This window comes from Kitasatospora sp. NPDC001175, assembly GCF_053598215.1.
Map to the genome: position 1 here is coordinate 22,552 of NZ_JBSFJU010000005.1, position 25,313 is coordinate 47,864.

At 69.8% G+C, this 25,313-nt stretch carries 19 protein-coding genes, 2 tRNA genes, 1 pseudogene and 1 riboswitch; of the genes and pseudogenes, 15 read left to right on the forward strand and 7 right to left on the reverse strand.

From position 1 onward, the window contains the following. Nucleotides 1–117: 117 nt before the first annotated feature. Nucleotides 118–1,119, forward strand: a complete 1,002-nt coding sequence (gene argF / locus ACWDAK_RS05470; RefSeq protein ID WP_427392880.1) for an ornithine carbamoyltransferase — start codon at nucleotides 118–120, stop codon at nucleotides 1,117–1,119. Between the two features lie 22 nt (nucleotides 1,120–1,141). Here argF and ACWDAK_RS05475 read toward each other — a convergent pair whose 3' ends face one another. Together ACWDAK_RS05475 and ACWDAK_RS05480 are read right to left on the reverse strand one after the other, a co-directional pair. Continuing rightward, nucleotides 1,142–1,672: a superoxide dismutase family protein gene (locus ACWDAK_RS05475; RefSeq protein ID WP_344638426.1), complete on the reverse strand. Its 531-nt coding sequence runs from the start codon at nucleotides 1,670–1,672 to the stop codon at nucleotides 1,142–1,144. Between the two features lie 253 nt (nucleotides 1,673–1,925). Further along, nucleotides 1,926–2,330, reverse strand: coding sequence for a type II toxin-antitoxin system VapC family toxin (locus ACWDAK_RS05480; RefSeq protein WP_344638427.1), 405 nt, complete (start codon nucleotides 2,328–2,330; stop codon nucleotides 1,926–1,928). Nucleotides 2,331–2,728: 398 nt separating this feature from the next. On the opposite strand from ACWDAK_RS05480, the gene acnA reads away from it, so the two are divergent. The 4 genes from acnA (at nucleotide 2,729) to ACWDAK_RS05500 (ending at nucleotide 9,199) form a co-directional block, all read left to right on the forward strand. After that, nucleotides 2,729–5,404 (forward strand): aconitate hydratase AcnA, encoded by a 2,676-nt coding sequence (acnA, locus tag ACWDAK_RS05485; protein ID WP_344638428.1) that lies wholly within the window; start codon nucleotides 2,729–2,731, stop codon nucleotides 5,402–5,404. Nucleotides 5,405–5,801: 397 nt separating this feature from the next. Next, entirely contained in the window at nucleotides 5,802–7,208 is a 1,407-nt protein-coding gene (ngcE, locus tag ACWDAK_RS05490; RefSeq protein ID WP_344638429.1) for an N-acetylglucosamine/diacetylchitobiose ABC transporter substrate-binding protein, read from the forward strand. Between the two features lie 98 nt (nucleotides 7,209–7,306). Next, the gene (locus ACWDAK_RS05495; protein ID WP_344638430.1) at nucleotides 7,307–8,239 is read left to right on the forward strand and encodes a carbohydrate ABC transporter permease; all 933 of its coding nucleotides are present in this window, start codon (nucleotides 7,307–7,309) and stop codon (nucleotides 8,237–8,239) included. A 12-nt stretch (nucleotides 8,240–8,251) separates the two neighbouring features. Further along, nucleotides 8,252–9,199 carry a carbohydrate ABC transporter permease gene (locus ACWDAK_RS05500; RefSeq protein WP_344638431.1) on the forward strand — a complete coding sequence of 316 codons (948 nt, stop codon included), beginning with the start codon at nucleotides 8,252–8,254 and terminating at the stop codon, nucleotides 9,197–9,199. Nucleotides 9,200–9,378: 179 nt separating this feature from the next. Here ACWDAK_RS05500 and pepN read toward each other — a convergent pair whose 3' ends face one another. Next, the gene (gene pepN, locus ACWDAK_RS05505) at nucleotides 9,379–11,940 is read right to left on the reverse strand and encodes an aminopeptidase N (protein WP_344638432.1); all 2,562 of its coding nucleotides are present in this window, start codon (nucleotides 11,938–11,940) and stop codon (nucleotides 9,379–9,381) included. Nucleotides 11,941–12,121: 181 nt separating this feature from the next. Between pepN and ACWDAK_RS05510 the strand changes: the two genes are divergently transcribed. Then, nucleotides 12,122–12,757 (forward strand): mycothiol-dependent nitroreductase Rv2466c family protein, encoded by a 636-nt coding sequence (locus ACWDAK_RS05510; RefSeq protein WP_344638433.1) that lies wholly within the window; start codon nucleotides 12,122–12,124, stop codon nucleotides 12,755–12,757. Between the two features lie 68 nt (nucleotides 12,758–12,825). Here the strand turns inward: ACWDAK_RS05510 and ACWDAK_RS05515 are convergent, their stop codons facing one another. Next, nucleotides 12,826–14,241 (reverse strand): amino acid permease, encoded by a 1,416-nt coding sequence (locus tag ACWDAK_RS05515; protein WP_425557738.1) that lies wholly within the window; start codon nucleotides 14,239–14,241, stop codon nucleotides 12,826–12,828. A gap of 315 nt (nucleotides 14,242–14,556) precedes the next feature. Here ACWDAK_RS05515 and ACWDAK_RS05520 point away from each other — a divergent pair, with 315 nt between their 5' ends. Further along, nucleotides 14,557–15,156 carry a biotin transporter BioY gene (locus ACWDAK_RS05520; protein ID WP_344638434.1) on the forward strand — a complete coding sequence of 200 codons (600 nt, stop codon included), beginning with the start codon at nucleotides 14,557–14,559 and terminating at the stop codon, nucleotides 15,154–15,156. Nucleotides 15,157–15,361: 205 nt separating this feature from the next. Continuing rightward, nucleotides 15,362–15,847, forward strand: a complete 486-nt coding sequence (locus tag ACWDAK_RS05525; protein ID WP_344638435.1) for a ribose-5-phosphate isomerase — start codon at nucleotides 15,362–15,364, stop codon at nucleotides 15,845–15,847. Nucleotides 15,848–15,880: 33 nt separating this feature from the next. Here the strand turns inward: ACWDAK_RS05525 and ACWDAK_RS05530 are convergent, their stop codons facing one another. After that, on the reverse strand, nucleotides 15,881–17,161 hold the full coding sequence (locus tag ACWDAK_RS05530; RefSeq protein WP_344638436.1) for a GNAT family N-acetyltransferase: 1,281 nt from the start codon (nucleotides 17,159–17,161) through the stop codon (nucleotides 15,881–15,883). A gap of 190 nt (nucleotides 17,162–17,351) precedes the next feature. Here ACWDAK_RS05530 and ACWDAK_RS05535 point away from each other — a divergent pair, with 190 nt between their 5' ends. Continuing rightward, complete coding sequence (locus tag ACWDAK_RS05535) at nucleotides 17,352–18,584, forward strand: PP2C family protein-serine/threonine phosphatase (RefSeq protein WP_427392881.1); 1,233 nt, start codon at nucleotides 17,352–17,354, stop codon at nucleotides 18,582–18,584. A gap of 462 nt (nucleotides 18,585–19,046) precedes the next feature. Then, complete coding sequence (locus ACWDAK_RS05540) at nucleotides 19,047–19,241, forward strand: hypothetical protein (RefSeq protein WP_344638438.1); 195 nt, start codon at nucleotides 19,047–19,049, stop codon at nucleotides 19,239–19,241. A gap of 1 nt (nucleotide 19,242) precedes the next feature. Here ACWDAK_RS05540 and ACWDAK_RS05545 read toward each other — a convergent pair whose 3' ends face one another. After that, nucleotides 19,243–20,022: a DUF6348 family protein gene (locus ACWDAK_RS05545; RefSeq protein WP_427392882.1), complete on the reverse strand. Its 780-nt coding sequence runs from the start codon at nucleotides 20,020–20,022 to the stop codon at nucleotides 19,243–19,245. Between the two features lie 408 nt (nucleotides 20,023–20,430). Beyond that, a riboswitch (cyclic di-AMP (ydaO/yuaA leader) is annotated at nucleotides 20,431–20,586 on the forward strand. 134 nt (nucleotides 20,587–20,720) lie between these two features. On the opposite strand from ACWDAK_RS05545, the pseudogene ACWDAK_RS05550 reads away from it, so the two are divergent. Then, nucleotides 20,721–21,119 (forward strand): annotated as a pseudogene (locus tag ACWDAK_RS05550) (M23 family metallopeptidase); the annotation flags it as partial. 135 nt (nucleotides 21,120–21,254) lie between these two features. Here ACWDAK_RS05550 and ACWDAK_RS05555 read toward each other — a convergent pair. Then, nucleotides 21,255–21,328: transfer RNA gene (locus ACWDAK_RS05555), tRNA-Gly, on the reverse strand. 175 nt (nucleotides 21,329–21,503) lie between these two features. Between ACWDAK_RS05555 and ACWDAK_RS05560 the strand changes: the two genes are divergently transcribed. From ACWDAK_RS05560 to ACWDAK_RS05575, 4 genes are all read left to right on the forward strand, one after another. Beyond that, a tRNA-Pro gene (locus ACWDAK_RS05560) sits at nucleotides 21,504–21,577 on the forward strand. Nucleotides 21,578–21,977: 400 nt separating this feature from the next. Continuing rightward, nucleotides 21,978–23,351, forward strand: coding sequence for a trigger factor (tig, locus tag ACWDAK_RS05565; protein ID WP_344638440.1), 1,374 nt, complete (start codon nucleotides 21,978–21,980; stop codon nucleotides 23,349–23,351). Between the two features lie 240 nt (nucleotides 23,352–23,591). Continuing rightward, nucleotides 23,592–24,221: an ATP-dependent Clp protease proteolytic subunit gene (locus ACWDAK_RS05570; RefSeq protein ID WP_425557746.1), complete on the forward strand. Its 630-nt coding sequence runs from the start codon at nucleotides 23,592–23,594 to the stop codon at nucleotides 24,219–24,221. 47 nt (nucleotides 24,222–24,268) lie between these two features. Further along, nucleotides 24,269–24,931 carry an ATP-dependent Clp protease proteolytic subunit gene (locus tag ACWDAK_RS05575; RefSeq protein ID WP_344638441.1) on the forward strand — a complete coding sequence of 221 codons (663 nt, stop codon included), beginning with the start codon at nucleotides 24,269–24,271 and terminating at the stop codon, nucleotides 24,929–24,931. Nucleotides 24,932–25,313 lie beyond the last annotated feature (382 nt).

Sequence of the window (25,313 nt, forward strand, 5' to 3'; positions counted from 1 at the left end):
ACGATGGGTGACCCGGGATGATTTGCGGCGGCCAGCGCGACCGCAGGGTCTGCATACAAATTCATAGTGTCGTATACACTTCCCGTCTCAGTGTCCCCGACGCCACAGGAGCCCGGCATGGCCTTCAACCTCCGGAACCGGCACTTCCTCAAGGAGCTGGACTTCTCCCCGCAGGAGTTCCGCTTCCTGCTCGACCTCTCCGCGCAGCTCAAGGCCGCCAAGTACGCGGGGACGGAGCAGCAGCGGCTGCGCGGCAAGAACATCGCGCTGATCTTCGAGAAGACCTCGACCCGGACTCGCTGTGCCTTCGAGGTGGCCGCTCACGACCAGGGGGCGAGCACCACCTACTTGGACCCCTCGGGCTCGCAGATCGGCCACAAGGAGTCGATCAAGGACACCGCCCGGGTGCTCGGCCGGATGTTCGACGGCATCGAGTACCGGGGCCACGGCCAGGAGGTCGTCGAGGAACTGGCCGAGTACGCGGGGGTGCCGGTCTGGAACGGGCTCACCGACGAGTGGCACCCCACCCAGATGCTGGCGGACGCGCTGACCGTCCGGGAGCACACCGCCAAGCCGCTGGAGGAGGTCGCCCTGGCCTACCTCGGCGACGCCCGCTCCAACATGGGCAACTCGCTGCTGGTCACCGGCGCTCTGCTGGGGATGGACATCCGGATCGTCGCCCCGCGACAGCTCTGGCCGGCCGAGGAGGTGCAGAAGGCCGCCCGGGCACTCGCCGACTCCACGGGCGCCCGGATCACCCTGACGGAGGACGTCGCGGCCGGGGTCGCCGGTGCCGACTTCCTCTACACCGACGTCTGGGTCTCGATGGGCGAGCCCAAGGAGGTCTGGGTCGAGCGGATCGCGATGCTGAAGCCCTACCAGGTCTCGATGGAGACGGTCCGGGCGACCGGCAATCCGGCCGTGAAGTTCCTGCACTGCCTTCCGGCCTTCCATGACCTGGGCACGGAGGTCGGCCGGCAGATGCACGAGGCCACCGGGATGTCCGAGCTGGAGGTGACCGACGAGGTGTTCGAGTCCAAGCACTCCATCGTCTTCGACCAGGCGGAGAACCGCCTGCATACCATCAAGGCCGTCCTGGTCGCCACGCTGGGCTCCTGACCGGCTCGCTCCGCCCGGCTCCTCAGAAGGCCACGTTCACGCAGGCCACCCGGTCGCTCGCGGCATGCGAGTCGGCCGGGGCGCCGGCGTGGAGGACGAGCGAGCTCGCCTCGCCCGGCCGGAAGGCCCAGCGGACGGTGGCGCTCGCCGAGCCGTTGCCGGCCCGGTCGGTACGGAGCGTCATGCGCAGCTCGTTTCGGTCGTTGGCGTACGCCAGGTCGGTGGAGGGCTGCACCGGGTCCACGCTGTGCTGGTAGTGCGGACCGGACGCGGCCGGGTCGGCGCCGCACCGCCCCGTGTGCGCATGGACCGGGAACCCGTGTTGCGCCGCGGCCCCCGACAGCTCCATGCGCACCGTGGTCCCGTCCGTGGCGCGCACCACCGTCACGCGGACGTGAGAGCCGTACCGGACGAGGTCCGGCGCGTGGCTGATCGCGGTCGGCGGTACGAAGGCGGAGGCCGGGGCGAAGTCGGCGTCCACCTCGGTGGTGTGGGGCAGTGCCGGGTGCAGCAGGGCGAGCGGGAGCAGGGAAGCGGCGAGCGGGGCGGACATGGTGGGTCGGACCTCCGGGGTGGGCGGACACGGCCGGTGCCGTGGCTGCTGGACACCGACCACGGTCTCGGCCCCGCCCGGCGCACCGCGTGGAGCCGTGCCGCAGGGTCACCCGTACGGGCGGCCGGTGCGGCACTGCCCGTGCGGCGCGGTCCGGGTGAGGTGTTCGGTCTGCGCGAAGGGCCGATGCTCCAAGGTCACCGCTCCGGGGCGGACGCCGCCCCGCGCGAAGCCCCGGCCCCGACGGCCCGGGTCACCGCGCGGGAGCGATGCCCCGGATCTCGCAGCGCGGCCCGCTCGCCCGCATCAGCCGCAGGTCGGCCGTCACCAGCGGAACCCCGAGTTGCTCCGCGACCGCGACGTAGGCGGCGTCGTCCGGCGTCAGGTTGTCCTTCAACTCCCAGATCCGCCCGAGCAGGGGAGCGGCCTCCACCTTGCGGATCTCCAAGCCGGCCAGTTCGGTGGCCAGTTCGGCCACCCGGTCCGCGTCGAGTTCCCGGGCGAGGTACAGCCCGCGCAGCGACTGCATCACCTCGATCACCACGTGCTCGGGGGCGACCCACTCGCCGCCCACCGCCAGCTCGGCCCGGGCCGCCTCGCCCCGTGCGCCCCGGTCGGCGAGCGCCAGCACCAGCGCGGAGGCATCGACGACGATCACGAGCGGGCTCCCTGGACGGTGGCGGTCGATTGACTGGGCTTCACCGTAGCCGGACCGGTCTCCGGCACGACGCGCGGGCCCAGGACTTGCGCCAGGGGGGTGGTGCAGGAAGTTTTGGAGGCATGTCACGGCGGTGTCGTCGGATCGCGCCCAAAGGCATGCCGGCGGAAGGCACGCCTGTAGGTGGGAGTCAGGCGCCCATGCACTATGGTTTATCTCGACATCGAGATAACTCCAAGCTAGGATTTATCTTGACGTCAAGATACTTGCCGAGAGGCGCAGGCGCCCATTCTCGCGAATGGTTAGTTAGCTAAGGCTTACCTTACCTTATCGCCCGGTGGGCAGAGGGGGCGCAGCACAGCCCCACGCACACACGAAGCACCTAGAAGGAGTCAGTCGTGTCCGCGAACAGCTTCGACGCCCGCAGCTCGCTGCAGGTGGGCGACGAGTCGTACGAGATCTTCAAGCTCTCCGCCGTCGAGGGTTCCGAGCGGCTGCCGTACAGCCTCAAGGTGCTGCTGGAGAACCTGCTCCGCACCGAGGACGGCGCGAACATCACCGCCGACCACATCCGCGCGCTCGGCAACTGGGACGCCACCGCCCAGCCGAGCGAGGAGATCCAGTTCACCCCGGCCCGCGTGATCATGCAGGACTTCACCGGTGTGCCGTGCGTGGTCGACCTCGCCACCATGCGTGAGGCCGTCAAGGAGCTTGGCGGCGACCCGTCCAAGATCAACCCGCTGGCCCCGGCCGAGCTGGTCATCGACCACTCCGTCATCGCGGACAAGTTCGGCACCCCGGACGCCTTCGTCCAGAACGTCGAGATCGAGTACGGTCGCAACAAGGAGCGCTACCAGTTCCTGCGCTGGGGCCAGACCGCGTTCGACGAGTTCAAGGTCGTCCCGCCGGGCACCGGCATCGTCCACCAGGTGAACATCGAGCACCTGGCCCGCACGGTCATGGTCCGGGGCGGCCAGGCCTACCCCGACACCTGCGTCGGCACCGACTCGCACACCACCATGGTCAACGGCCTGGGCGTGCTGGGCTGGGGCGTCGGTGGCATCGAGGCCGAGGCCGCGATGCTCGGCCAGCCGGTCTCCATGCTGATCCCGCGCGTGGTCGGCTTCAAGCTGACCGGCGAGCTGCCGGCCGGCACCACCGCCACCGACCTGGTGCTCACCATCACCGAGATGCTGCGCAAGCACGGTGTGGTCGGCAAGTTCGTCGAGTTCTACGGTGACGGCATCGGCGCCATCCCGCTGGCCAACCGTGCCACCATCGGCAACATGTCGCCGGAGTTCGGCTCGACCTGCGCGATCTTCCCGATCGACGCCGAGACCATCAACTACCTGAAGCTCACCGGCCGCAGCGAGCAGCAGCTCGCCCTGGTCGAGGCGTACGCCAAGGAGCAGGGCCTCTGGCACGACCCGTCGGTCGAGCCGGTCTACTCCGAGTACCTGGAGCTGGACGTCTCCACCGTCGTCCCGTCGATCTCCGGCCCGAAGCGCCCGCAGGACCGCGTCGTCCTCGCCGAGGCGGCGGCCAAGTTCGCCGAGGCGCTGCCGACCTACTCGGCCGAGGCCTCCAAGCCGACCGCCGTCACCGCCCCCGACGGTTCGTCGTACGAGATCGACAACGGCGCGGTCGTGATCGCCTCGATCACCTCCTGCACCAACACCTCCAACCCCTCCGTCATGCTGGGCGCCGCCCTGCTGGCGAAGAAGGCCGTGGAGAAGGGCCTGACGGTCAAGCCCTGGGTCAAGACCACCCTGGCGCCCGGCTCCAAGGTCGTCATGGACTACTACGAGAAGGCCGGCCTGCTCCCGTACATGGAGAAGCTGGGCTTCAACCTGGTCGGCTACGGCTGCGTCACCTGCATCGGCAACTCGGGCCCGCTGCCCGAGGAGGTCTCGGCCGCGGTGAACGAGGCCGACCTGGCCGTCGTCTCGGTGCTCTCCGGCAACCGCAACTTCGAGGGCCGGATCAACCCCGACGTCAAGATGAACTACCTGGCCTCCCCGCCGCTGGTGGTCGCCTACGCCCTCGCCGGCAACATGAACGTCGACATCACCCGCGAGGCCCTGGGCCAGGACGCGGAGGGCAACGACGTCTTCCTCGCCGACATCTGGCCCACCGAGCAGGAGGTCGCCGACGTCGTCGCCGGCTCCATCGACGAGGCCATGTTCGACAAGGGCTACCAGGACGTCTTCGCCGGCGACCACCGCTGGCAGTCGCTCCCGGTCCCGACCGGCAACACCTTCGAGTGGGACGCCGAGTCCACCTACGTCCGCAAGCCCCCGTACTTCGAGGGCATGGCCAAGACCCCGAGCCCGGTGACCGACATCACCGACGCCCGCGTCCTGGCCAAGCTGGGCGACTCGGTCACCACCGACCACATCTCCCCGGCCGGCAACATCAAGCCGGGCACCCCGGCGGCGCAGTACCTGACCGCCAACGGCGTCGAGAAGCGTGACTTCAACTCCTACGGCTCGCGCCGTGGCAACCACGAGGTCATGATCCGCGGCACCTTCGCCAACATCCGTCTGCGCAACCAGATCGCGCCGGGCACCGAGGGCGGTTACACCCGCGACTTCACCCGGTCCGCCGAAGGTGACGGGGGTGCCCCCGTGTCGTTCATCTACGACGCCTCGCAGAACTACCAGGCCGCCGGCATCCCGCTGGTCGTCCTGGCGGGCAAGGAGTACGGCTCCGGCTCGTCCCGCGACTGGGCCGCCAAGGGCACCGCGCTGCTGGGTGTCAAGGCCGTCATCGCCGAGTCGTACGAGCGCATCCACCGCTCGAACCTGATCGGCATGGGCGTCCTGCCGCTGCAGTTCCCGGAGGGCCAGAGCGCCGACTCCCTGGGCCTGACCGGTGAGGAGACCTTCTCCATCACCGGCGTGACCGAGCTCAACGAGGGCCGCACCCCCAAGACCCTCAAGGTCAAGGCGGTCGGCGCGGACGGGACCAGCACCGAGTTCGACGCGGTCGTCCGCATCGACACCCCCGGCGAGGCGGACTACTACCGCAACGGCGGCATCCTGCAGTACGTGCTGCGCTCGCTGATCGGCTGATCCCAGTAGGTCCGGCAGAGGCCGGCACCCACTCCTCGGAGTGGGTGCCGGCCTCTTCTGTTTCCGGATCACGTTTTGACGTATCGCTGCTCAAAGTTGCGCGTTTCTATGTTCAAATGCGCATGAACACGCTACCTTCTCGGATGTCAGCGGCCCGGCGCACCTCTGCGGGTCCCTGCGAATTGCACATGCTGCACGGCCGGCAACGCTTTGACGGTCACCGGTCACCCCCGGTGGTGCGCGCTATTGCCGCCGGATGGCCGCAGGACTATACCTTTGCGCATCACAGCAACGCCTCTGAGCGGCACTTCCGCCGCTGGGCGCGCCCCAGCAGCGGGAATTGACGGGCCGTCATAACCTGGCTGCATCTCAAGGACACCGAGGGGTTAGGGCACTCATGGGCTCTGCAAACGAGTACAACCGCCGTGACATCTTCAAGCGCGCCGCCGGTATCGCCGTGCTCGCGGCGGCCGGAAGTCCGCTGCTCGCCGCCTGCGCCGCCGGCGCCGGCGGAAGCGACAACAAGGGGACGAAGAGCAGCGGTTACAACCTCACCGATGCCAAGAACCCGTTCGGTGTGGACGCCAGGGCGGGCCTTGAGGTCTTCATCTTCGACGGCGGCTACGGCAGCGACTACGCCAAGGCGTTCGAGGCCGTCTACGCGAAGTCCTACCCCGATGCGAAGATCAACCATCAGGCGGACAAGGACGTCACCGGCAAGCTCCAGCCGCGCTTCAACGCGGGCAGCCCACCGGACGTCATCGACGACTCCGGCAACAAGCAGATCAAGCTGGACGTGCTGGTCGACTCCAACCAACTGACCGATCTGCAGCCGCTGTTGGACGCACCGTACCTCGACGACCCGACCAGGAAGGTCCGTGACGTGCTGATGCCCGGCACGCTCGACTCCGGCACGGTCAAGGGCAAGGTCTACAACCTCTCCTACGTCTACACCGTGTTCGGCCTCTGGTACTCGGGCAAGCTGTTCCGGGAGCACGGCTGGACGGCTCCGAAGACCTGGGCCGACTTCATCGCACTCGGCAGCCGGATCAAGGCCGCCGGCATCGCCCCGCTGGCCCACCAGGGCAAGTACCCGTACTACATCAACGTCGCCATGCTGGACATGATCGCCAAGCAGGGCGGCCCGGAGCTGATGAAGCGGATCGACAACCTGGACCCGACCGCCTGGGACGACCCGGCCGTCAAGACCGCGATGGACGCGTTCTACCAGGTGGTCGACCAGGACTTCCTGCTCCCGGGCACAAACGGCATGACCCACACCGAGTCGCAGACCGCGTGGAACCAGTACAAGGCCGCCTTCATCCCGTGCGGCTCCTGGCTGGAGAACGAACAACTCGCCTCCACGCCGGCCGACTTCGAGATGACCTTCATGCCGATGCCCTCGCTGCCCGGCGACCGGATGCCGTTCGAGGCGATCCGGGCGGGCGCGGGCGAGCCGTTCATCGTGCCCAGGCAGGGCAGGAACGTGGCCGGCGGTCTGGAGTTCCTGCGGATGATGCTGACCAAGGAGGCCTCGGGCAAGTTCGCCCAGACCGCCAACAGCCTCACCTGCCTCAAGGACGGCGTCGGACCCGAGGTCAAGCTGAAGCCGGGCACCCAGTCCACCGTGGTGGCCCTGAAGGCCGCGGGCGCCAACACCTTCAACTACCAGTACCCGAACACCGCCAGCAAGTTCGACGAGGACCTGCAGAACGCCTCCGGCGAGCTGATGGCCAAGCGCATCGGACCGGACGAGTGGATCAAGCGCGCCAAGGAGTCGGCGGCCAAGAACAAGTCCGCCTGACCGGTGGAGCCGACGGGTGTGCCCGGGGCCCGCGGACGGCGGCCCCGGCGCGCGCCCGGGTCCGACGGGCAGGAGATGCACGGACAGGAGATGCGGCGATGCGTCACGGCAAGTACCCCTTCATCGTGGGGTTCCTCTTCCTCCCGATGGTGCTGTACGCGGGCCTGGTGCTCTGGCCCTACCTGCAGACCTTCGGGTACTCCCTGACCGACTGGTCCGGGCAGAGCCAGCAGATGGACTTCGTCGGGCTGGACAACTACGGCAAGCTGTTCCACGACGGCGTCTTCCTCGGCGCGCTCGGGCACAACGTCCTGCTGCTCACCGTGCTGCCGGTCGCGACCATCGTGATCGCGCTCTTCTTCGCCTTCATGCTCAACGTCGGCGGCCGGGGCGGCACCGGCGGGGTGCAGGGCGTGCGCGGATCCGCCTTCTACAAAGTGGTCTTCTTCTTCCCGCAGGTGCTCTCGATCGCCATCCTCGCCGTGCTCTGGCAGGCGGTCTACCGCACCGACGCCGCCGGCCTGGCCAACGGCGTACTGATCAAGCTGGGGCTGGCGGACGCCCAGCACCCGGTGGCCTGGCTCTCCGACCCCGACCTGGTGCTCTGGTGCATCCTCGGGGTGCTGGTCTGGAGCGGGGTCGGCTTCTACCTGGTGCTGTTCTCGGCCGCGATGCAGTCGATCCCCAGGGACATCTACGAGGCGGCCCTGCTGGACGGTGCGGGACGCGGCCAGACCTTCTTCAGGATCACGCTGCCGCTGCTCTGGGAGACCGTGCAGACCGCCTGGGTCTACCTCGCGATCGTGGCGATGGACGCCTTCGCGCTGGTCGCCAGCATGACCCCGGGACGCGCCTACGGCGGTGGTCCCGATCACCACAGCGAGCTGATGTCCACGTATCTGATGCGCAACTTCCTCGCCTTCGGGGAGGCCGGCTACGCCTGCGCGATGGGTGTCGTGATCTTCTTCTTCACCCTCATCCTGTCCGTCGTCTCGCTGCGGGTCACCCGGCGCGAGCGGATCGAGTACTAGCGGGGCCATGGCATGAGTACCAGCATCGAAAGGACCGCTCCCGCGCCGGAGGCGGAGCGCACCCGCGGCAGCCGTCCGGCGAAGGGGGCAGAGCGCTTCGCCGACCGCGGGGGAGTGCTGAACGCCTTCTCGCACGGGTTCCTCGCCCTCTGGGCCGTGATGATCGTCTTCCCGCTGCTCTGGGTGGTGCTCGGCTCGTTCAAGACCGACGCCCAGATCAACGGCAGCGCCTGGAGCTGGCCGGGCCACTGGAGCTTCGACGCCTTCGGCCGGGCCTGGACCAAGGGCATCGGCGGCTTCTTCGCCAACACCCTGATCGTGCTGGCCGGTTCGCTCACCCTGACCATGTTGCTCGGCTCGATGGCGGCCTATGTGCTCGCTCGGTACGAGTTCAGGGGCAACCGGCTGATCTACTACTTCTTCGTGGCCGGGGCGATGTTCCCGGTCTACCTGGCCCTGGTCCCGCTCTTCTTCATGGTCCGGAACCTCGGCGGGATCTCCCCGCTGCTCGGCCTGAACAGCTACCTGGGCCTGATCCTGGTGTACGTCGCGTACTCGCTGCCGTTCACCGTGTTCTTCCTGCACTCCTTCTTCCGCACCCTGCCCACCGCCGTGCACGAGGCGGCGATGCTGGACGGCTGCTCGCACACCCGGGCGTTCTTCCAGGTCATGGTGCCGATGGCGAAGCCCGGACTGATCAGCGTCGGCATCTTCAACCTGCTCGGCCAGTGGAACCAGTACATCCTGCCGGTGACTCTGATGCAGCCGACCTCGGCGGGCGAGGCCGACCACTCGGTACTGGCCCAGGGGCTGGTCAACCTGGCGCTGCAGTCGGGGTACGCGAGTGACGCGCCGTCCCTCTTCGCCGGTATGACGATCGCGATGCTGCCGGTGCTGGTGGTGTACCTGTCCTTCCAGCGCCAGGTGCAGTCCGGACTCACGTCCGCCACCCTCAAGTAGCGCGGAGCCGAGGGCACGGGAGCCCTCGGCGGTCGGGCCCGTCGGCCCGCAACCGGCTCGGGGCGCGGGGCCCGCGCGAGTGGCCCGCTGTCGCGGTGCACGGTGTTTCGCGCGGGCCCCGCCCTGGAGGTGGTTCCCGGTGGGCCGGCCGCCTCAGACCCGGTCGGCCGCCGGAGGGATCAGCCCCGGTCGCACGCCTGCGCGCGCAGTGCCCGCGCCAGGTCGTCGTGGCACTCCAGGACCAGCCGCCGCAGCGCGGGGGCGGCCGAGGGGTGCCCGGTCAGCCAGGCGTCGGCGGCGGCGAGGGTCCGCTCGTCGGTCTGGTAGCGCGGGAAGAACCCGCCGACGATCCGCATCGCGATCTCGATGCTGCGCTGCGACCAGATCTCCTCCAGCAGCGCGAAGTAGCGCTCGGTGTAACCGACCGTCAGATCGCGTCGGCCCGGCTGGTTGAAGCCCGAGATCTGGGCCTCCACCAGGGCGTTGGGCAGCTCGTCGGAGTCGATCACGGCCGACCAGGCGGCGGCCTTGGCTCCGGCGGTCGGCAGCGCGGCCAGGCACTCGGTCAGGTGCTGCTTGCCGCTGGCGGTGTTGTCGGCGGCCAGCTCCGCGTTCAGCTCCTCGGCGCCCGCCTTCCCGGCGGCGGCCAGTGCCAGCCAGAGCAGCCAGCGCAGGTCCTGGTCCACCTCCAGGCCGTCGATCCGGGCGGTCCCGGCGAGCAGCCCGCGCAGCAGCCGGAACTGCTCCTCCTCGTGGGCGGTCTGCGCCAGGAACCGGGCCCAGGCCAGCTGGTGGTCGCTGCCCGGCGCGGCGGCGCGGAGTTCGCGCAGCGCGCCCTCGGCGAGCAGCTGTGCGCCCTCCGGGCGCCAGGCCGGGTCCGCGTACACGTCCAGCGCGAGCTTGGCCTGCTGGTGCAGCGACTGCAGCACGCCGATGCCCGACTCCTGGCCCGCGAAGCGCAGTACCAGCGCCAGGTAGTCGCGGGTCGGCATCAGCCCGTCCCGGGTGAGGTTCCACACGGCCGACCAGGCCAGCGCCCGGGCGAGGCCGTCGGTGATCTCGCCGAGGCCGTCGCGCAGGGTCTCCAGCGAACGGTCGTCGAAGCGGATCTTGCAGTACGTCAGGTCGTCGTCGTTGAGCAGCACCAGCGCGGGCCTGGGCAGCCCGGCGAGCTCGGGGACGACGGTCCGGGTGCCGTGCACGTCCAGCTCGATCCGGTGGGTGCGGACCAGGGCGCCGACGGCGTCGCGGTCGTAGAGGCCGATCGCGATCCGGTGCGGACGCGGGGTCGCGCCGTCCTGGACCACCGCGAACTCGGTGATCCGGCCCTCGGCGTCACAGGTCAGCTGCGGGGTGAGCGAGTTGACCCCGGCGGTCTGCAGCCAGGCCCCGGACCAGGCGGTCAGATCGCGGCCGCTGGTCTGCTCCAGTACGTCGAGCAGGTCGCCGAGCACGGTGTTGCCGTAGGCGTGCCGCTTGAAGTACTGCCGCACGCCCGCGAAGAAGGCGTCCCGGCCGACGTAGGCGACCAGCTGCTTGAGCACCGAGGCGCCCTTGGCATAGGTGATCCCGTCGAAGTTCAGCTTGGCGTCCTCGAGGTCGCGGATGTCCGCGGTGATCGGGTGCGTGGTGGGGAACTGGTCCTGCCGGTAGGCCCAGGCCTTGCGCTTGTTGGCGAAGGTGATCCAGGCGGACCGGTACCTGGTGGCCTCGATCTGCGAGAAGGAGCCCATGAAGTCGGCGAAGGACTCCTTGAGCCACAGGTCGTCCCACCACTTCATGGTGACCAGGTCGCCGAACCACATGTGCGCCATCTCGTGCAGGATGACGTTGGCCCGGCCCTCGTACGCGGCCTCGGTGACCTTGGAGCGGAAGACGAAGTCCTCGCGGAAGGTGACGCAGCCGGGGTTTTCCATCGCACCGATGTTGTACTCCGGCACGAAGCACTGGTCGTACTTCCCGAACGGGTACGGGAAGTCGAACTCCTCATGGAAGAAGTCCAGGCCCTGCTTGGTGACGGTGAAGATCTCGTCCGCGTCGAAGTAGGGGGCCAGCGACCTGCGGCAGGTCGCGGCGAGCGGGATCTCGAGCGTGGAGCCGTCGGCGAGCCGGCGGCGGTAGTGGTCGCGCTCGACGTGGTACGGGCCGGCGACCACGGCGGTGAGGTAGGTGGAGATCGGTTCGGTGGGCGCGAAGCGCCAGACGCGGGCGGCGCCCTGGTCGGTGATCTCCTCGTGCGCCGCGTTGTGGTAGACGTCCCATGCGGCCGGTGCGGTCACCGTGAAGCTGAACGGGGCCTTCAGATCCGGCTGTTCGAAGGTGGCGAACACCCGGCGGGCGTCGGCCGGCTCGTAGTGGGTGTAGAGGTAGGTCTCGCCGTCCGCCGGGTCGACGAACCGGTGCAGGCCCTCACCGGTCCGACTGTAGGCGCAGTCCGCCTCGACCACCAGGACGTTCTGCTCCGCCAGGGTGTCGAGGGTGATCCGGGCGCCGTCGAAGGCCGTACCCGGGTCCAGGGCGCGGCCGTTGAGGGTCGCCGATCGCACGGCGGGCGCCAGCAGGTCCACGAAGGTGGCGGTGCCCGGCGCGGAACTGCGGAAGGTGATCGTGGTGGTGGAGCGGAAGGTGGCGGCCGCCGGGTCGACGGCGGAGGTCACGTCGAGGTGGACCCGGTAGCTGTCCACACTGAGGATGTCGGCCCGCTGCTGGGCTTCCTCGCGGCTCAGGTTCTTGCCCGGCACGGGCGGTACTCCTTTGTCCGGCTCGCACACAGGGTGCTGGGAGGTCTTCCTTGCCGGGCATCCTTTCACGCGGCCCGCACCGTGTTATTGCACAGGTCACACGGAATCAGTCCGGGGGGTGCGGTGTTGCGATCGGAGACAAGCACCGTTGCTTCTCGGAAAAGTGCGAAGGACGTAGTCAGTGACCACCGCAGACTCCCGCAAGATCGCCGACTTCTGGTTCGACCCGATCTGCCCCTGGGCCTGGATGACCTCCCGCTGGATGCTGGAGGTCGAGAAGCTCCGCCCGGTGGAAACCCGTTGGCATGTGATGAGCCTCGCCGTCCTCAACGAGGACCGCGAGGACCAGCCGGAGAAGTACAAGAAGAACCTGCCCAACGCCTGGCGCCCGGTCCGGGTGCTGATCGCCGCCGCCCAGGAGTACGGCGACAAGGTGCTCGGCCCGCTCTACACCGAGCTCGGCACCCGCTTCCACAACCAGGGTCTGCCCAACAACCGGGAGACCATCGAGGCCGCGCTGGTGGCGGCGGGGCTGCCGGCCGAGCTGGCCGACGCGGCCGACAGCGACGAGTACGACGCCGAGGTGCGGGCTTCGCACCAGCAGGGCATCTCGCTGGTCGGCGAGGACGTCGGCACCCCGGTGATCGCGGTGGACGGCGCGGACGGCGAGCGGGTCGCCTTCTTCGGCCCGGTGGTCACCCCGACCCCGCGCGGCGAGGCCGCCGCCCGGCTCTGGGACGGCACCCTGCTGGTCGCCTCAACCCCGGGTTTCTTCGAGATCAAGCGCACCCGCACGGCGGGCCCGTCCTTCGAGTGAGCACGGCCGGCGCGTGAGCGGACACGGCGAGGGGCCCGGTACCAGGTACCGGGCCCCTCGCCGTGCCGTCAGGCGGTGCGCCGCTGCTTCAGCCAGCCGAGCACCGAGAGCACCACGGTCAGACCGGCCGTGAAGTACAGCTGGATCCGGTTGTCCGCGTCGAGGGTCATCAGGGCCAGCACCGCGAGGACCGCGGCCAGCGCCACCCAGGTCAGGTACGGGAAGAACCACATCCGCACGGTGAGCTGCTCGGGCGCCTCCCGCTCGATCCGGCGGCGCATCCGCAGCTGGGCCACCGCGATGAAGGCCCAGACCACCAGCACGGCCGCGCCGACCATGTTGAGCAGCCAGGCGAAGACGGTGGTCGGCCACCAGTAGCTCAGCAGCACCGCGAGGAAGCCGAAGGCCGAGGAGGCCAGCACGGCCAGCCGCGGCACCCCGCCGGTCACCCGGGCCAGCGCCTTGGGGCCCTGGCCGCGCTGGACCAGCGAGTACGCCATCCGGGAGGAGCCGTAGATGTTGGCGTTCATCGCCGACAGCAGCGCGATCAGCACCACGACGTTCATCAGCTGGCCGGCGCCGGGGATGCCCAGGCTGTCCAGCACCGCGACGTACGGGCCGACCTTGGTCACGCTCGCGTCGTTCCACGGCACCAGGGTGACGATCACGGCCATCGAGCCGACGTAGAACAGGGCGATCCGCCACATCGCGGTGCGCACCGCCGAGGCGACGCTGCGCCGGGGGTCCGGGGACTCGGCGGCCGCGATGGTCACCGTCTCCAGGCCGCCGTAGGCGAAGACCGAGGCGAGCAGGCCGGTGATCAGGCCGGTGGAACCGTGGGGGAAGAAGCCGCCGTGACCGGTGAGGTTGGCGGTACCGGGAGAGGAGCTGCCGGGCAGCAGGCCGAGGATGGCCAGCACGCCGATCACCAGGAAGGCGGCGATGGCAGCGATCTTGACGGCGGCGAACCAGAACTCGAACTCACCGAAGTTCTTCACGGCCGCCAGGTTGGTGGCGCAGAAGAAGCCCATGAAGACGGCGACCCAGACCCAGAGCGGCACGCTCGGGAACCAGCCGTTCATCACGTGCGAGGCACCGATCGCCTCGGCGCCCACGCCGACGCAGAGCAGCGTCCAGAACATCCATCCGACGGTCAGACCGGCCCAGGGGCCGATCTCCCGCTCGGCGTGCACGGAGAACGAGCCGCTGGCCGGACGGGCCGCAGACATCTCGCCGAGCATCCGCATGACCAGCATGACCAGCAGGCCGGAGGCGGCGAAGGCCAGCACGATGGACGGACCGGCGGCGGCGATACCGGCGCCGGAGCCGACGAACAGCCCGGCGCCGATCACGCCGCCGAGCGCGATCATCGACAGGTGGCGCTGCTTGAGACCGTGGGAGAGCTGCTGGTTCTCAGAGCCCGAGCCGGCGTTGGACGCCGGCTCGTTGGACTCCAGCAGCGGCTGGTTGGTGGGGGTCGTCATAGAGGCGGATCCAGACTGTTACGGATGTCGGAGCAGTCAGTCCACTATTCGGTACGCCAGATGGTCATGCCAAGAAATCCCACCGAAGGACCGAATTTCGGACATTAGAGTGACTGAAAGTGATCGCCTATCTACCTAAACGGCACCCCGGTGTCCGGGTAGGACGGAATCCGACAAGGTGCAGGCCGAACACTTGTCAGAGGCCGACGCGCAGTGAATGCAATGTTGCACATAGGTTCACAACTGTTCCCGAGTGTCAACGAACGACCACGCCGCGTCGATGCGACCACGTCGTGTCAGAACTGGAGACCCGCCATGGCCACTGCCGTCACGCCCGCCCCCGCCACGGTGCTCGCCGACCACCTTCCGGGAGCGGCCACCCGGCTCGGCGGACAGGCGCGCGAGCTGGCCCTGGTCGTCGGCGGCGCCGCGTTGACCGGCCTCGCGGCCCAGTTCTCGGTGCCGGTCCCCGGCTCGCCCGTCCCGGTCACCGGGCAGACCTTCGCCGCGCTGCTGGTCGGCACCGCCCTCGGCGCCCGCCGGGGTGCCGCCTCGCTCGCCCTGTACCTGCTGGCGGGCATGGCCGGGATGCCGTGGTTCGCCGAGGGTTCCTCGGGCTTCGCGATGCCGAGTCTCGGCTACGCCATCGGCTTCGTCCTCGCCGCCGCCCTCACCGGGGCGTTCGCCCGACGCGGGGCGGACCGCAGCGCGCCGCGCACCGCGATGGCGATGGTGCTCGGCAACCTCGCCATCTACGCGGTCGGTGTCCCGTACCTGGCGGCCTCGCTGCACGTCTCGCTCGCCAAGGCCGCCGACCTCGGCCTCTACCCCTACCTGATCGGCGACGCGCTCAAGGTCCTGCTCGCCATGGGCGCCCTCCCCCTGACCTGGAAGCTCCTGCGGCGCCGCGGCTGAGCCTCGTTCCCGGGGCGCGGGGAGCCGGGCGAGTCCCGCCCGAGCGGGCAGGTCGCACGGGCCCCGCGCCCCGGCGCGTTCTCGGCCGACGCGCGGGCGCCACGTTCCGCATGGCGCACCGGCCGGCCGGTCGGCTGCGATGCCCGAGGCGCTCGTGCGTGCCCCTGCAGCGGTACCCGGCGGGTCGCATGCCACACTCATACGCATGCGCGTGTACCTGGGTTCCGACCATGCCGGATACGACCTCAAGAACCACCTCGTCCAGTGGCTGAAGGACAACGGCCACGAGCCGATCGACTGCGGTCCGCACATCTACGACGCCGAGGACGACTACCCGCCGTTCTGCCTGCGCGCCGCCGAGCGCACCGCCGCCGACCCCGAGGCGCTGGGCATCGTGATCGGCGGCTCGGGCAACGGCGAGGCGATCGCCGCCAACAAGGTGAAGGGCGTGCGGGCCGCGCTCGCCTGGAGCGAGCAGACCGCCTCGCTCGGCCGTGAGCACAACAACGCCAACGTGATCAGCATCGGCGGCCGGATGCACACCCTGGAGGAGTCGACCCGCTTCGTCGAGGTCTTCCTCAACACCCCGTACAGCGGCGAGCCGCGCCACACCCGCCGGATCGCCATGCTGAGCGAGTACGAGACCACCGGCGAGCTCCCCCCGATCCCGGCCCACCACCCGCAGGGCTGATCCCCTTTCCGGCGCGGGCTGCCGTACGGGTGCTCAGAACCCGTGCGGCAGCCAGGGCGCGACCTGGGAGGCGAACGCCCGGGAGGCCTCCTCCACCGCACCCTCGCGCAGCTCGGTGACCCGCCCGGCCGCGCCGAGTGCCGCCAGCCTCAGCCCGCCGAGGTACGCGGAGCCCAGCTCGCGCACCGACAGCGCCAGATCGGCCGGCTCCGCGGTCGGTACGCAGCTCGCCGCCTTGCCGGGCCCGTCGGCCTGGAGCTTCCAGCGCCCGGTGTTCCACGGGCAGAACTCGTCCGTGACGTCCAGTACCAGCTCGACCGGCGTCGCGTACTCACGCAGCCGGAGCGCCTCGCCGACCTCCACCAGTCGGACGTAGAGCGTGTCCTCCAGTACGGGGTGCAGCCGGCGGGTGTCCGAGACCAGATGCAGCAGCGGGTCGTCCACCGGGCGGTTGCCGGCCGTGACCCGGTCGGTCAGGTCGATCTCCAGCAGATACGACCAGAGCCTGGCGTACACCTGCGGTGTCAGCGCCTCGATGTCGCGCACCAGCACCGTCCCGGCCGCCGGCTGGCTGACCGGCTCGGGCCTGACCTGGTACCGGGCGTAGCCGAGCAGCCGGCCGCTTCGCGCGTCCTCGGCCAGCACCGCCTGGAGTGGCGAGGCGTTGCCGCGCGTCGCGGGCGGGTCAAGCAGCGGCAGACGGTCCCAGTTCGGGCGGCGCTCCAGCATTCCCGGGCGCAGCGGTACGAGGGAGGCGTACAGCTCCTCGCAGGCCGGGCTGCTGAGCACCGGGTCGGCCAGCCGCAGCCGGACGCCGTCCGCCGGCAGCGGGGGAAGGGTCACCCGGTGGCTCTCGATCTCCAGGGCGAGGTGCAGGGTGCCGAGGCCGTAGCCGAAGCGGCCGTAGATGGCCGGTTCGGAGGCGGTGAGTACGGCCAGGGCCTCGCCACGGGCGCGGATCTCGTCCAGCTGGCGGCGCATCATCGCGGTCAGCAGGCCGCGCCGGCGGTGCGTCGGCAGCACCGCGACCAGGGTCACCCCGGCGACCGGTACCACCGCGCCGCCCGGTACGGCCATCCGGAAGCTGTACGCGCTCGAGGCGGCTACCGGGGTCGTCCCCTCCCAGACGCCCTGCGAGCGGCCGGTCTCGGTGAGGTCCCGCCAGAGCTGCCGGGCCTCGACCGGCTCCTCGCTGCCACCGAATGCGACCTCCGCCGCCCGGTACCAGGCGTCCCACTCCGCAGGAGTCAGGGTGCGGACTTCCGGTGCGTTATATGGGGAATGAGTGGAATCAGTGGCAAGGTCCGGAGTCATACCTCCCACAGCTATCATCCGTTTTGATCGGGCGCGACCGATTTCGCGCCATATCCTCAACTGCCGTGCAATGGTCGGAAGATGGGCGCTCTGACCGGCGACCGAAAGGTGCCGGGAAGGCCCGGCACAACCCGCCCGACACGGCACGCCCATCGACGCCGCCCCGCACCGGTGGATAAGGTCGGAGCCCATGGCTGGCAGCACGCCGGGCGCACCGCCCCAGACGACTGCGAAGGGGCCCACCGCGACGGCGGCCGCGGACCCCTGGACGGCCCGGCTGCGCACCAGGCTGTACCGGGCCCGCCGAACGCTGCGCCGAACCGGGGTGGACTACTTCCGCGGTGACGCCTCCGATTGGCTCGCCTTCGCCGCCTTCCTGGCGGCGATCCCGCTGCTGGTGCTGCTCAACGTCTGGTTCCCCGCCTGGGTACCGCCCACCGCCCTGGTCCTGCCGATCCTGGCCGGCGCCCTGTTACTGCGGCCGGGCACCCTGGTGCTGCTGTATGCGGCCGCCGCCCTGGGCCTGTCCACCGAGTCCGTGATCCACACCGGCGAGCGGGTGGCCAGTGAGCACCCCGAGAGCTATGTCTTCGGCGTCACCCCGGGTGCCGCCCTGGTGGTCGGCGCGGTCGGGGTGGCCGGACTGCTGCTGGCGCAGTTCCGCAGCCGGGTCGGCGTGCCCTGGCGCGGCGGCGGCACCATGCTGTTCGACCTGCGTGAACGGCTGCGGGTGCAGAGCCAGGTCCCGAAACTGCCCGAGGGCTGGTACGCGGACATGGCGCTGCGGCCGGCCGGCGGCCAGTCCTTCTCGGGCGACTTCGTGGTGGCCGCCAGGACCGGACCGGGGCGGCGGATGCTGGAGTGCGTCCTGGCGGACGTCTCCGGGAAGGGCATGGACGCCGGCTCGCGCGCCCTGCTGCTGTCCGGCGCCTTCGGCGGCCTGCTCGGCTCGCTGCCCGCCCACGAGTTCCTGCCGGCCGCCAACGGCTACCTGCTGCGGCAGGACTGGGAGGAGGGCTTCGCCACCGCCGTCCACCTGGTGCTGGACCTGGACACCGGCGAGTACGAACTGCTGTCGGCGGGGCATCTGCCCGGGATGCAGCGGTTGTCGGGGGCCGGCCGCTGGGAGGTCAAGGAGGCGGCCGAGGGCCCGCTGCTGGGGATCTACGATGGTGCCAAGTTCGAGGGCGTGCGGGGCCGGCTGAACCGGGGTGATCTGCTGATGCTCTGCACCGACGGCATGGTCGAGGTGCCGGGGCGCGATCTCTCCGAGGGCATGGACCGGTTGATGGGGGAGGCCGATCGGCTGGTCGCCGGGGCGCTGCTGCAGAGTGGCAGCCGGGGCGCGGCGGTCCGGCTGATCGAGACGGTGGCCAAGGACGTCAACGACGACCGGGCGGTACTGCTGCTGTGGCGCGGATGAGGCGCCGGGCCGGCCGGGCGGAGCCCGTCGGCGACGGTTGATTCGACCATCGGACAGGTGTGTCAAGTCCGGCGGCCGATCTTCGGCCAATCCTGGCGGGGCGTCCGCACGGTGCCGTCGGACAGGCCGCGGCGCTCGGTCACCGCTGACCGGGCCGGTGGACGAGCCCCTGCCGACAGCTCGTCAGCGACCTTGGGCTATCGTCTCGGTCGGCGGAAATTCGTCTCACATGCCAGGAACTTCCAGCCGGGCTTCCGGCTACGCCTTTACGCAGTCGGCACGAACGACCACACTGAGTCGGTGGGTGGGACTGGTCGGTACCGGTAGTCGGGGGATGGGGGGCGTTGCATGCGGCTCTCGGTCGGCGCCGCACGGCCTGTGCCCCGCCAGACAGGCCGGGCTCCGGCGTCGCCACAGGGTTTCCGGGTGAAACCCCGCAACGAAGTAAGGAAGTGAGTCCGGGTGGTGCTCTCCGTCTCCGCACTGGTGCTGTTCGGTGCCCTCGTCTTCATCTTCATCCGCAACAAGCAGCTGAAGACCAGTCACGCCATCATCTCGGCCCTGTTCGGCTTCATGCTCAGTGCGTCCACGGCGGCGGAGCCGATCAAGAACTTCCTCACCTCGGTGGCCAACAGCTTGAAGTCCTTCTCCGGCTGACCTACCGTCGGGCGGACCGTAGCACGTGCCTGACCCGGGCCAGCAGGCCGGGCCGGGCCACCGGCAGCGCGACCGGCACCGGTGCCGGGGCGGGGCGTGCGGGTTCGGGGTGCAGGCCGCCCTCGGGGACCAGCAGGATGAACAGGCGGGCCCAGCAGAAGCGTTCACCGCGCGGCCAGTCCAGCGCGTGCAGTGCGGCCGAGGCGGCCTCCGAGACCTCGCCGTTCACCCGGACCTCGGCGATGTCGTCGCCGGACCGCCCGCCGAGGAAGAGCTTCACTCCGGTCAGCCGCCCGGCGGTGAGCTCGGGCCGGAGCGCCTCGGCGATGGCGGTCAGCGGCTGGTGGTCGGCCAGCCAGTCGGCCAGGCGCTCGTTGCCGAAGCCGAAGACGGCCGCCGGGCCCTGGATGGCGTGCCAGTCGGCCAGTTCGGCGGGCTGGTAGTGGTCGCCGTGCTCGCCCCGGTGCTCCAGCAGCTCCACCACGGTGGAGGCGGTGGTGGTGGCCCACATCTTCACGGCGTTGTCGAGCTTCTCCTCCTCGGTCTTGCCGAGTCCCGCCGCGCAGTCCCAGACCACGGGGGCGTCCGCACGCCCGAGGTCGAGGACGAAGCCGAGGTCCACATGGCCGCTGCCGCCGTCGCCGGGGTGCTCGCGGACGGCCACCGCCGTGGTCCCCGGGCCGCGGACCACCTCGTCGTCCACCGTGAACTCCACGCCGAACTGCGCCATTTCGCGGACCACGCTGCGCTGGATGACGGCCATACGGTCCTGCGGGCGCACGGGCTGGCTCCTAGCTCGAATAGATGATCGTTAAGGCGGATGCGAGCGAGGGTATCGGCCTCGGGCCCCGGCGGGAAACGGACCGTCAGTTACGCCGCGTGCGGATGGGGTGACGCAGCTCACCGGAGATTCCTCCGTTCATGCCGGAGGGTACTCGGTTCGCCGCAGAGCGTGCGATTCATAACGTTCTGTACGGATTCGTCCCGCCGGCCATGACCGTCCTGACTGCGCAGGGCAGTCCGCCCCGGCCGGAGAGTGACTTCGAGTCCGCGCGTCTTTATGTGTTTCTTATGCCCGGATGGGACGAGCTTGCTCCGTGTACGTCGGATCGGCTTTTCTTCAGCCAGCCCGGTCACCGTCCGGGTCGGTCCGCCGGGTGGAACGCCGAGTCCTGCCGCCGCCCGGAGGCCGCACTTCACGCAGTGCACGGCAGGAGCGGGGGAACCACAGGCAGGTCGCCGCGCCCGAAGATCCGGGCCGGCTGGGGGTGAAGCCGCTTCCAGGCGGCCGGGCTGCTCCCGGTCCGAACCCGACAGCTCACCCCGCAGGCGTCGGAGAGGACTCCCCCCATGTCCGCGCAGGACGCCCGCTGTTCCCGGCTGCCCCGATTCGCCCGCCGCGCGCTCGTCGTCGCCGCGGCCGGCACCGCCGTGGCGCTGCCCGCCACCACGGTCGCCGCCCAGGCGGCCCCGGCCTACACCGCCCCGGTGGCCAACCCCCGCCTCGGCACCCCGTACCACGCGGCCGGGTCCGCGTGGGCCAGCGGCTACCACACCGGCGTGGACTTCCTGGTCTCCACCGGCACCCCGGTGAAGGCGGTCACCAGCGGCACCGTGGTCACCACCGGCTGGGGCGGCTCGTACGGAAACCAGGTCGTCATCAGGCACACCGACGGCCGGTACTCCGAGTACGCCCACCTCTCGGTGATCACCGTCCGGGTCGGCCAGTCCGTGGGCGCCGGCCAGCAGATCGGCCGCTCCGGCGCCACCGGCAACGTCACCGGTCCGCACCTGCACTTCGAGGTCCGCACCGGCCCGGCCTACGGCTCCGACATCAACCCGGTGGGCTACCTGGTCAGCCACGGCGTCCGGCTCTGACGCGCCTTCGGTCCGCTCCCTCCCCGGCCCTGGCCGGGGACCGGACCGGTCGTCGCAGGGACATCGCGGCGGCATCCCGAAAACGACTTCGGCCCCGGGCTGACGGTGGAACCGTCGGCCCGGGGCCGAAGTGTCTGGAGCGGGTGACGAGAATCGAACTCGCGTGACCAGTTTGGAAGACTGGGGCTCTACCATTGAGCTACACCCGCATACCGCATGTGAGCATGCGGCGCCCCCGGAGACTTGTCGGTCACGAGGACGGGGTCAGCCTACCTGGTTCGGTCGGTTGCTTGCACACTGCTTCCGGTTCCGGGCATGTCCGGCGGGCTCTCGATATAGCAGCGAGCGCGGCCCGACCGACGTGTACGCTTCCTCTCGGCACCACGGGGTGTGGCGCAGTTTGGTAGCGCGTCCGCTTTGGGAGCGGAAGGTCGTCGGTTCGAATCCGGTCACCCCGACAGTGCGGCAGGGTCTCGTCAGCGGACGGGGCCCTGTTGGCTTTTCCGACGGCCACTCAGTCGAAGCCGCCGTCGTCGACTTCGAGTTGACGGCATGTCGGGCCCGGGGCCGTCTTGCGCGCCGCCGAATCGTGCGCCGCCGAGGCGGCGCCCGATCGGGCGGCGGCGCGCTGATCGCGGGCGGGCCTGGCGTCCGCCTTTCGTGGTACCGGTAGGATGGGCCGCTGGCCGGTAGTCCCTGTGCATACGCCCAGGTCGACCGCCTGAGGGCGAGGAGTCACGCTCACCGTCCACCATGTACGGGAGATGCAGCCCCAACCGCCCATCGCCCGTCTCGCCCGCGCCGGATGAGCCGGACGGGCGGAGACAACCTGACCGCAAGCCCTTAGGAGACCCAACCGTGAAGAGCGCCGTCGAGACTCTGAACCCGACCCGGGTTCGACTCACCGTCGAGGTGCCCTTCGAGGAGCTCAAGCCCAGCCTCGACGCGGCGTACAAGAAGATCAACCAGCAGGTCACGGTTCCGGGCTTCCGTAAGGGCAAGATCCCGGCCCGCGTCATCGACCAGCGCTTCGGCCGCGCCGCCGTGCTGGAGGAGGCTGTCAACGACGCCCTGCCGCGCTTCTACACGCAGGCCGTCGACGAGGGCAAGATCGAGGTCCTCGGCCAGCCCGAGATCACCGACATCGAGGGTGTCGAGCGGATCGCCGACGGTGGCGATCTGAAGTTCACCGCCGAGGTCGACATCCGCCCGGAGATCACCCTGCCGGACTTCTCCACCATCGAGGTCGAGGTCGACCCGATCGTGGTCGAGGACGCCGACGTCGAGAAGTCCCTGGAGCAGCTGCGCGAGCGCTTCTCCTCGGTCAAGGACGTCGAGCGCGCCGCCGCCGAGGGCGACGTCGTGATCGTCGACCTGGAGGCCAAGGTCGACGGTGAGGTTCCGGAGGACGGCACCGCCTCGGACGTCAGCTACGAGATCGGCTCCGGCCGCCTGCTGGACGGCATCGACGAGGCCGTCGTGGGCCTGTCCGCCGGTGAGTCCAAGACCTTCGCCACCGAGCTCAAGGGCGGCACCCAGGCCGGCAAGAGCTCCGACGTCACCGTCACCGTGAAGACCGTTCAGGAGAAGGAGCTCCCGGCGCTGGACGACGAGTTCGCCCAGCTGGCCAGCGAGTTCGACACCCTGGACGAGCTGAAGGAGGACTCCCGCAAGCGCCTGGAGCGCATGCGCGAGTTCGACCAGGCCACCCAGGCCCAGGAGCGCGTCCTGGACGAGCTGCTGAAGCTGGTCGAGATGGAGTACCCGGCCAAGCTCCTCAAGGACGAGGTCGAGACCCGCCGCCACAACCTGGAGCACCACCAGCTGGAGCCCATGGGTCTGAACCTGGACACCTACCTCGCCACCCAGGGCAAGACCATGGAGGAGTTCCTGGCGGAGACCGAGGAGCAGGCGAAGAAGGGCATCAAGACCCAGTTCGTGCTCGACGCGATCGTGGCGAAGGAGGAGCTCGGCGTCAACCAGGAGGAGCTCACCGAGCACCTGATCCGTCGCGCCGCCGGTTCGGGTCTCACCCCGGACCAGTTCGCCCAGCAGGTCGTCCAGGGCGGCCAGGTTCCGCTGCTGGTCGGCGAGGTCGCCCGCGGCAAGGCGCTGGCCACCGTGGTCGAGGCCGCCACCGTCAAGGACACCAACGGTGAGGTCGTCACCTTCGACGACGCCGAGGACGAGGGCGCCGAGGCCGAGGGCGCCGCGGAGAGCACCGAGGCCTGAGTCACCGAGTAGTGGCCGACGGCGAGCCCGGGTACCGGAAGGTGCCCGGGCTCGCTGTTTCGAATGCTGACCCTGCGCTCACAGCGAACAGTTCTGTGTGGGGGATTCCGTGGCCCGGCCTGGGCGTTAGGGTCCTTAGACAGCGACAATCACGCAGTGAAACTGCGACAAGCGACGGCTGCTCCGCGGCCCGTCCAATTCAACTGAGCAGGTGGCTAAGTGACGTTCCCGCAGATGCAGATGCCTGGCCTCATGGCGCCGCACGCCGCCGCTGGTGACGTGCTCGGTGGCCTGGGGGACCAGGTCTACAACCGGCTGCTCAACGAGCGCATCATCTTCCTGGGCCAGCAGGTCGACGACGACATCGCCAACAAGATCACGGCCCAGCTGCTGCTCCTGGCCGCTGACCCGGACAAGGACATCTTCCTCTACATCAACTCCCCGGGCGGCTCGATCTCGGCCGGCATGGCGATCTACGACACCATGCAGTACATCAAGAACGACGTGGTGACGATCGCGATGGGCATGGCGGCCTCGATGGGCCAGTTCCTGCTCACCGCCGGCGCCAGGGGCAAGCGCTTCTCGCTGCCGAACGCCAACATCCTGATGCACCAGCCCTCCGCCGGTCTCGGCGGTTCCGCCACCGACATCCGGATCCAGGCCGAGCAGCTGCTGCGCACCAAGAAGCGGATGTCCGAGTTGATCGCCTTCCACAGTGGCCAGAGCTTCGAGAGGGTCACCGCGGACTCGGACCGTGACCGCTGGTTCACGCCCGAGGAGGCCAAGGAGTACGGTCTGATCGACGAGATCATGCACAGCGCCGCGGACGTCCCCGGCGGCGGCGGCACCGGCGCCGGCCAGAGCGCCTGACGCCGGCAGCAGACCCCAGACCGCACGCTTCGGAGGACCATAACCTTATGAACATCCCCAGCCTGTCCAGCGCCAAGGCGCGTGTGGAGGACATGCGCGCCGAGGGCCGCTACATCGTCCCCCGCTTCGTCGAGCGCACCTCGCAGGGCATCCGCGAGTACGACCCGTACGCCAAGCTGTTCGAGGAGCGCATCATCTTCCTCGGCGCGCAGGTGGACGACGTCTCGGCCAACGACATCATGGCCCAGCTGCTCTGCCTGGAGTCGATGGACCCGGACCGCGAGATCCAGATGTACATCAACTCGCCCGGCGGCTCCTTCACCGCGCTGACGGCCATCTACGACACGATGCAGTACGTGAAGCCGGACATCACCACGGTCTGCATGGGCCAGGCGGCCTCCGCCGCCGCGGTGCTGCTGGCCGCCGGTACGCCCGGCAAGCGGATGGCGCTGCCGAACGCCCGGATCCTGATCCACCAGCCGTACACCGAGACCGGCCGCGGCCAGGTGTCCGACCTGGAGATCCAGGCCAAGGAGATCTTCCGGATGCGCGAGCAGCTGGAGGAGATGCTGGCCAAGCACTCCAACAAGGACATCCAGCAGGTCCGCGACGACATCGAGCGCGACAAGATCCTGACGGCCGAGGAGGCCCTGGAGTACGGCCTGATCGACCAGATCATCTCGACCCGCAAGACCTCGCTGACCGACTGACCTCGGCAGCTCCGGCGGGGCGCACGGCGCGACTCGCGCGAGCCGTGGGCCGCGCCCGCGCCGGCCCGTGGACGGCTGCGCCGCGTGCGGGGCGGGCGACAGGCGACGAGGGTTCCTCGCCCCGGCCGCCGGGTCGGGGGCACCTCCGGCCAGGCGGCCGGGGGAGCCCTGCCCGTGTGATGGATGAGGGGCCGAGCGGCGTCGGCTACGGGCGGCAGCGCCCGGAAGCGAACGGCGGGGAGTGACGCACGCCCCGCTCCCGTTCTGTTCCGGACGGGCCCTGGGCCCGGCACAATCTACTGTGGGCTTCATGCCCGCGAGACGGCATCTGTTCGGTATCAATTCGCCCAGGGCGTAGGGCAGAGCTGTCGAAGTCGGCGGA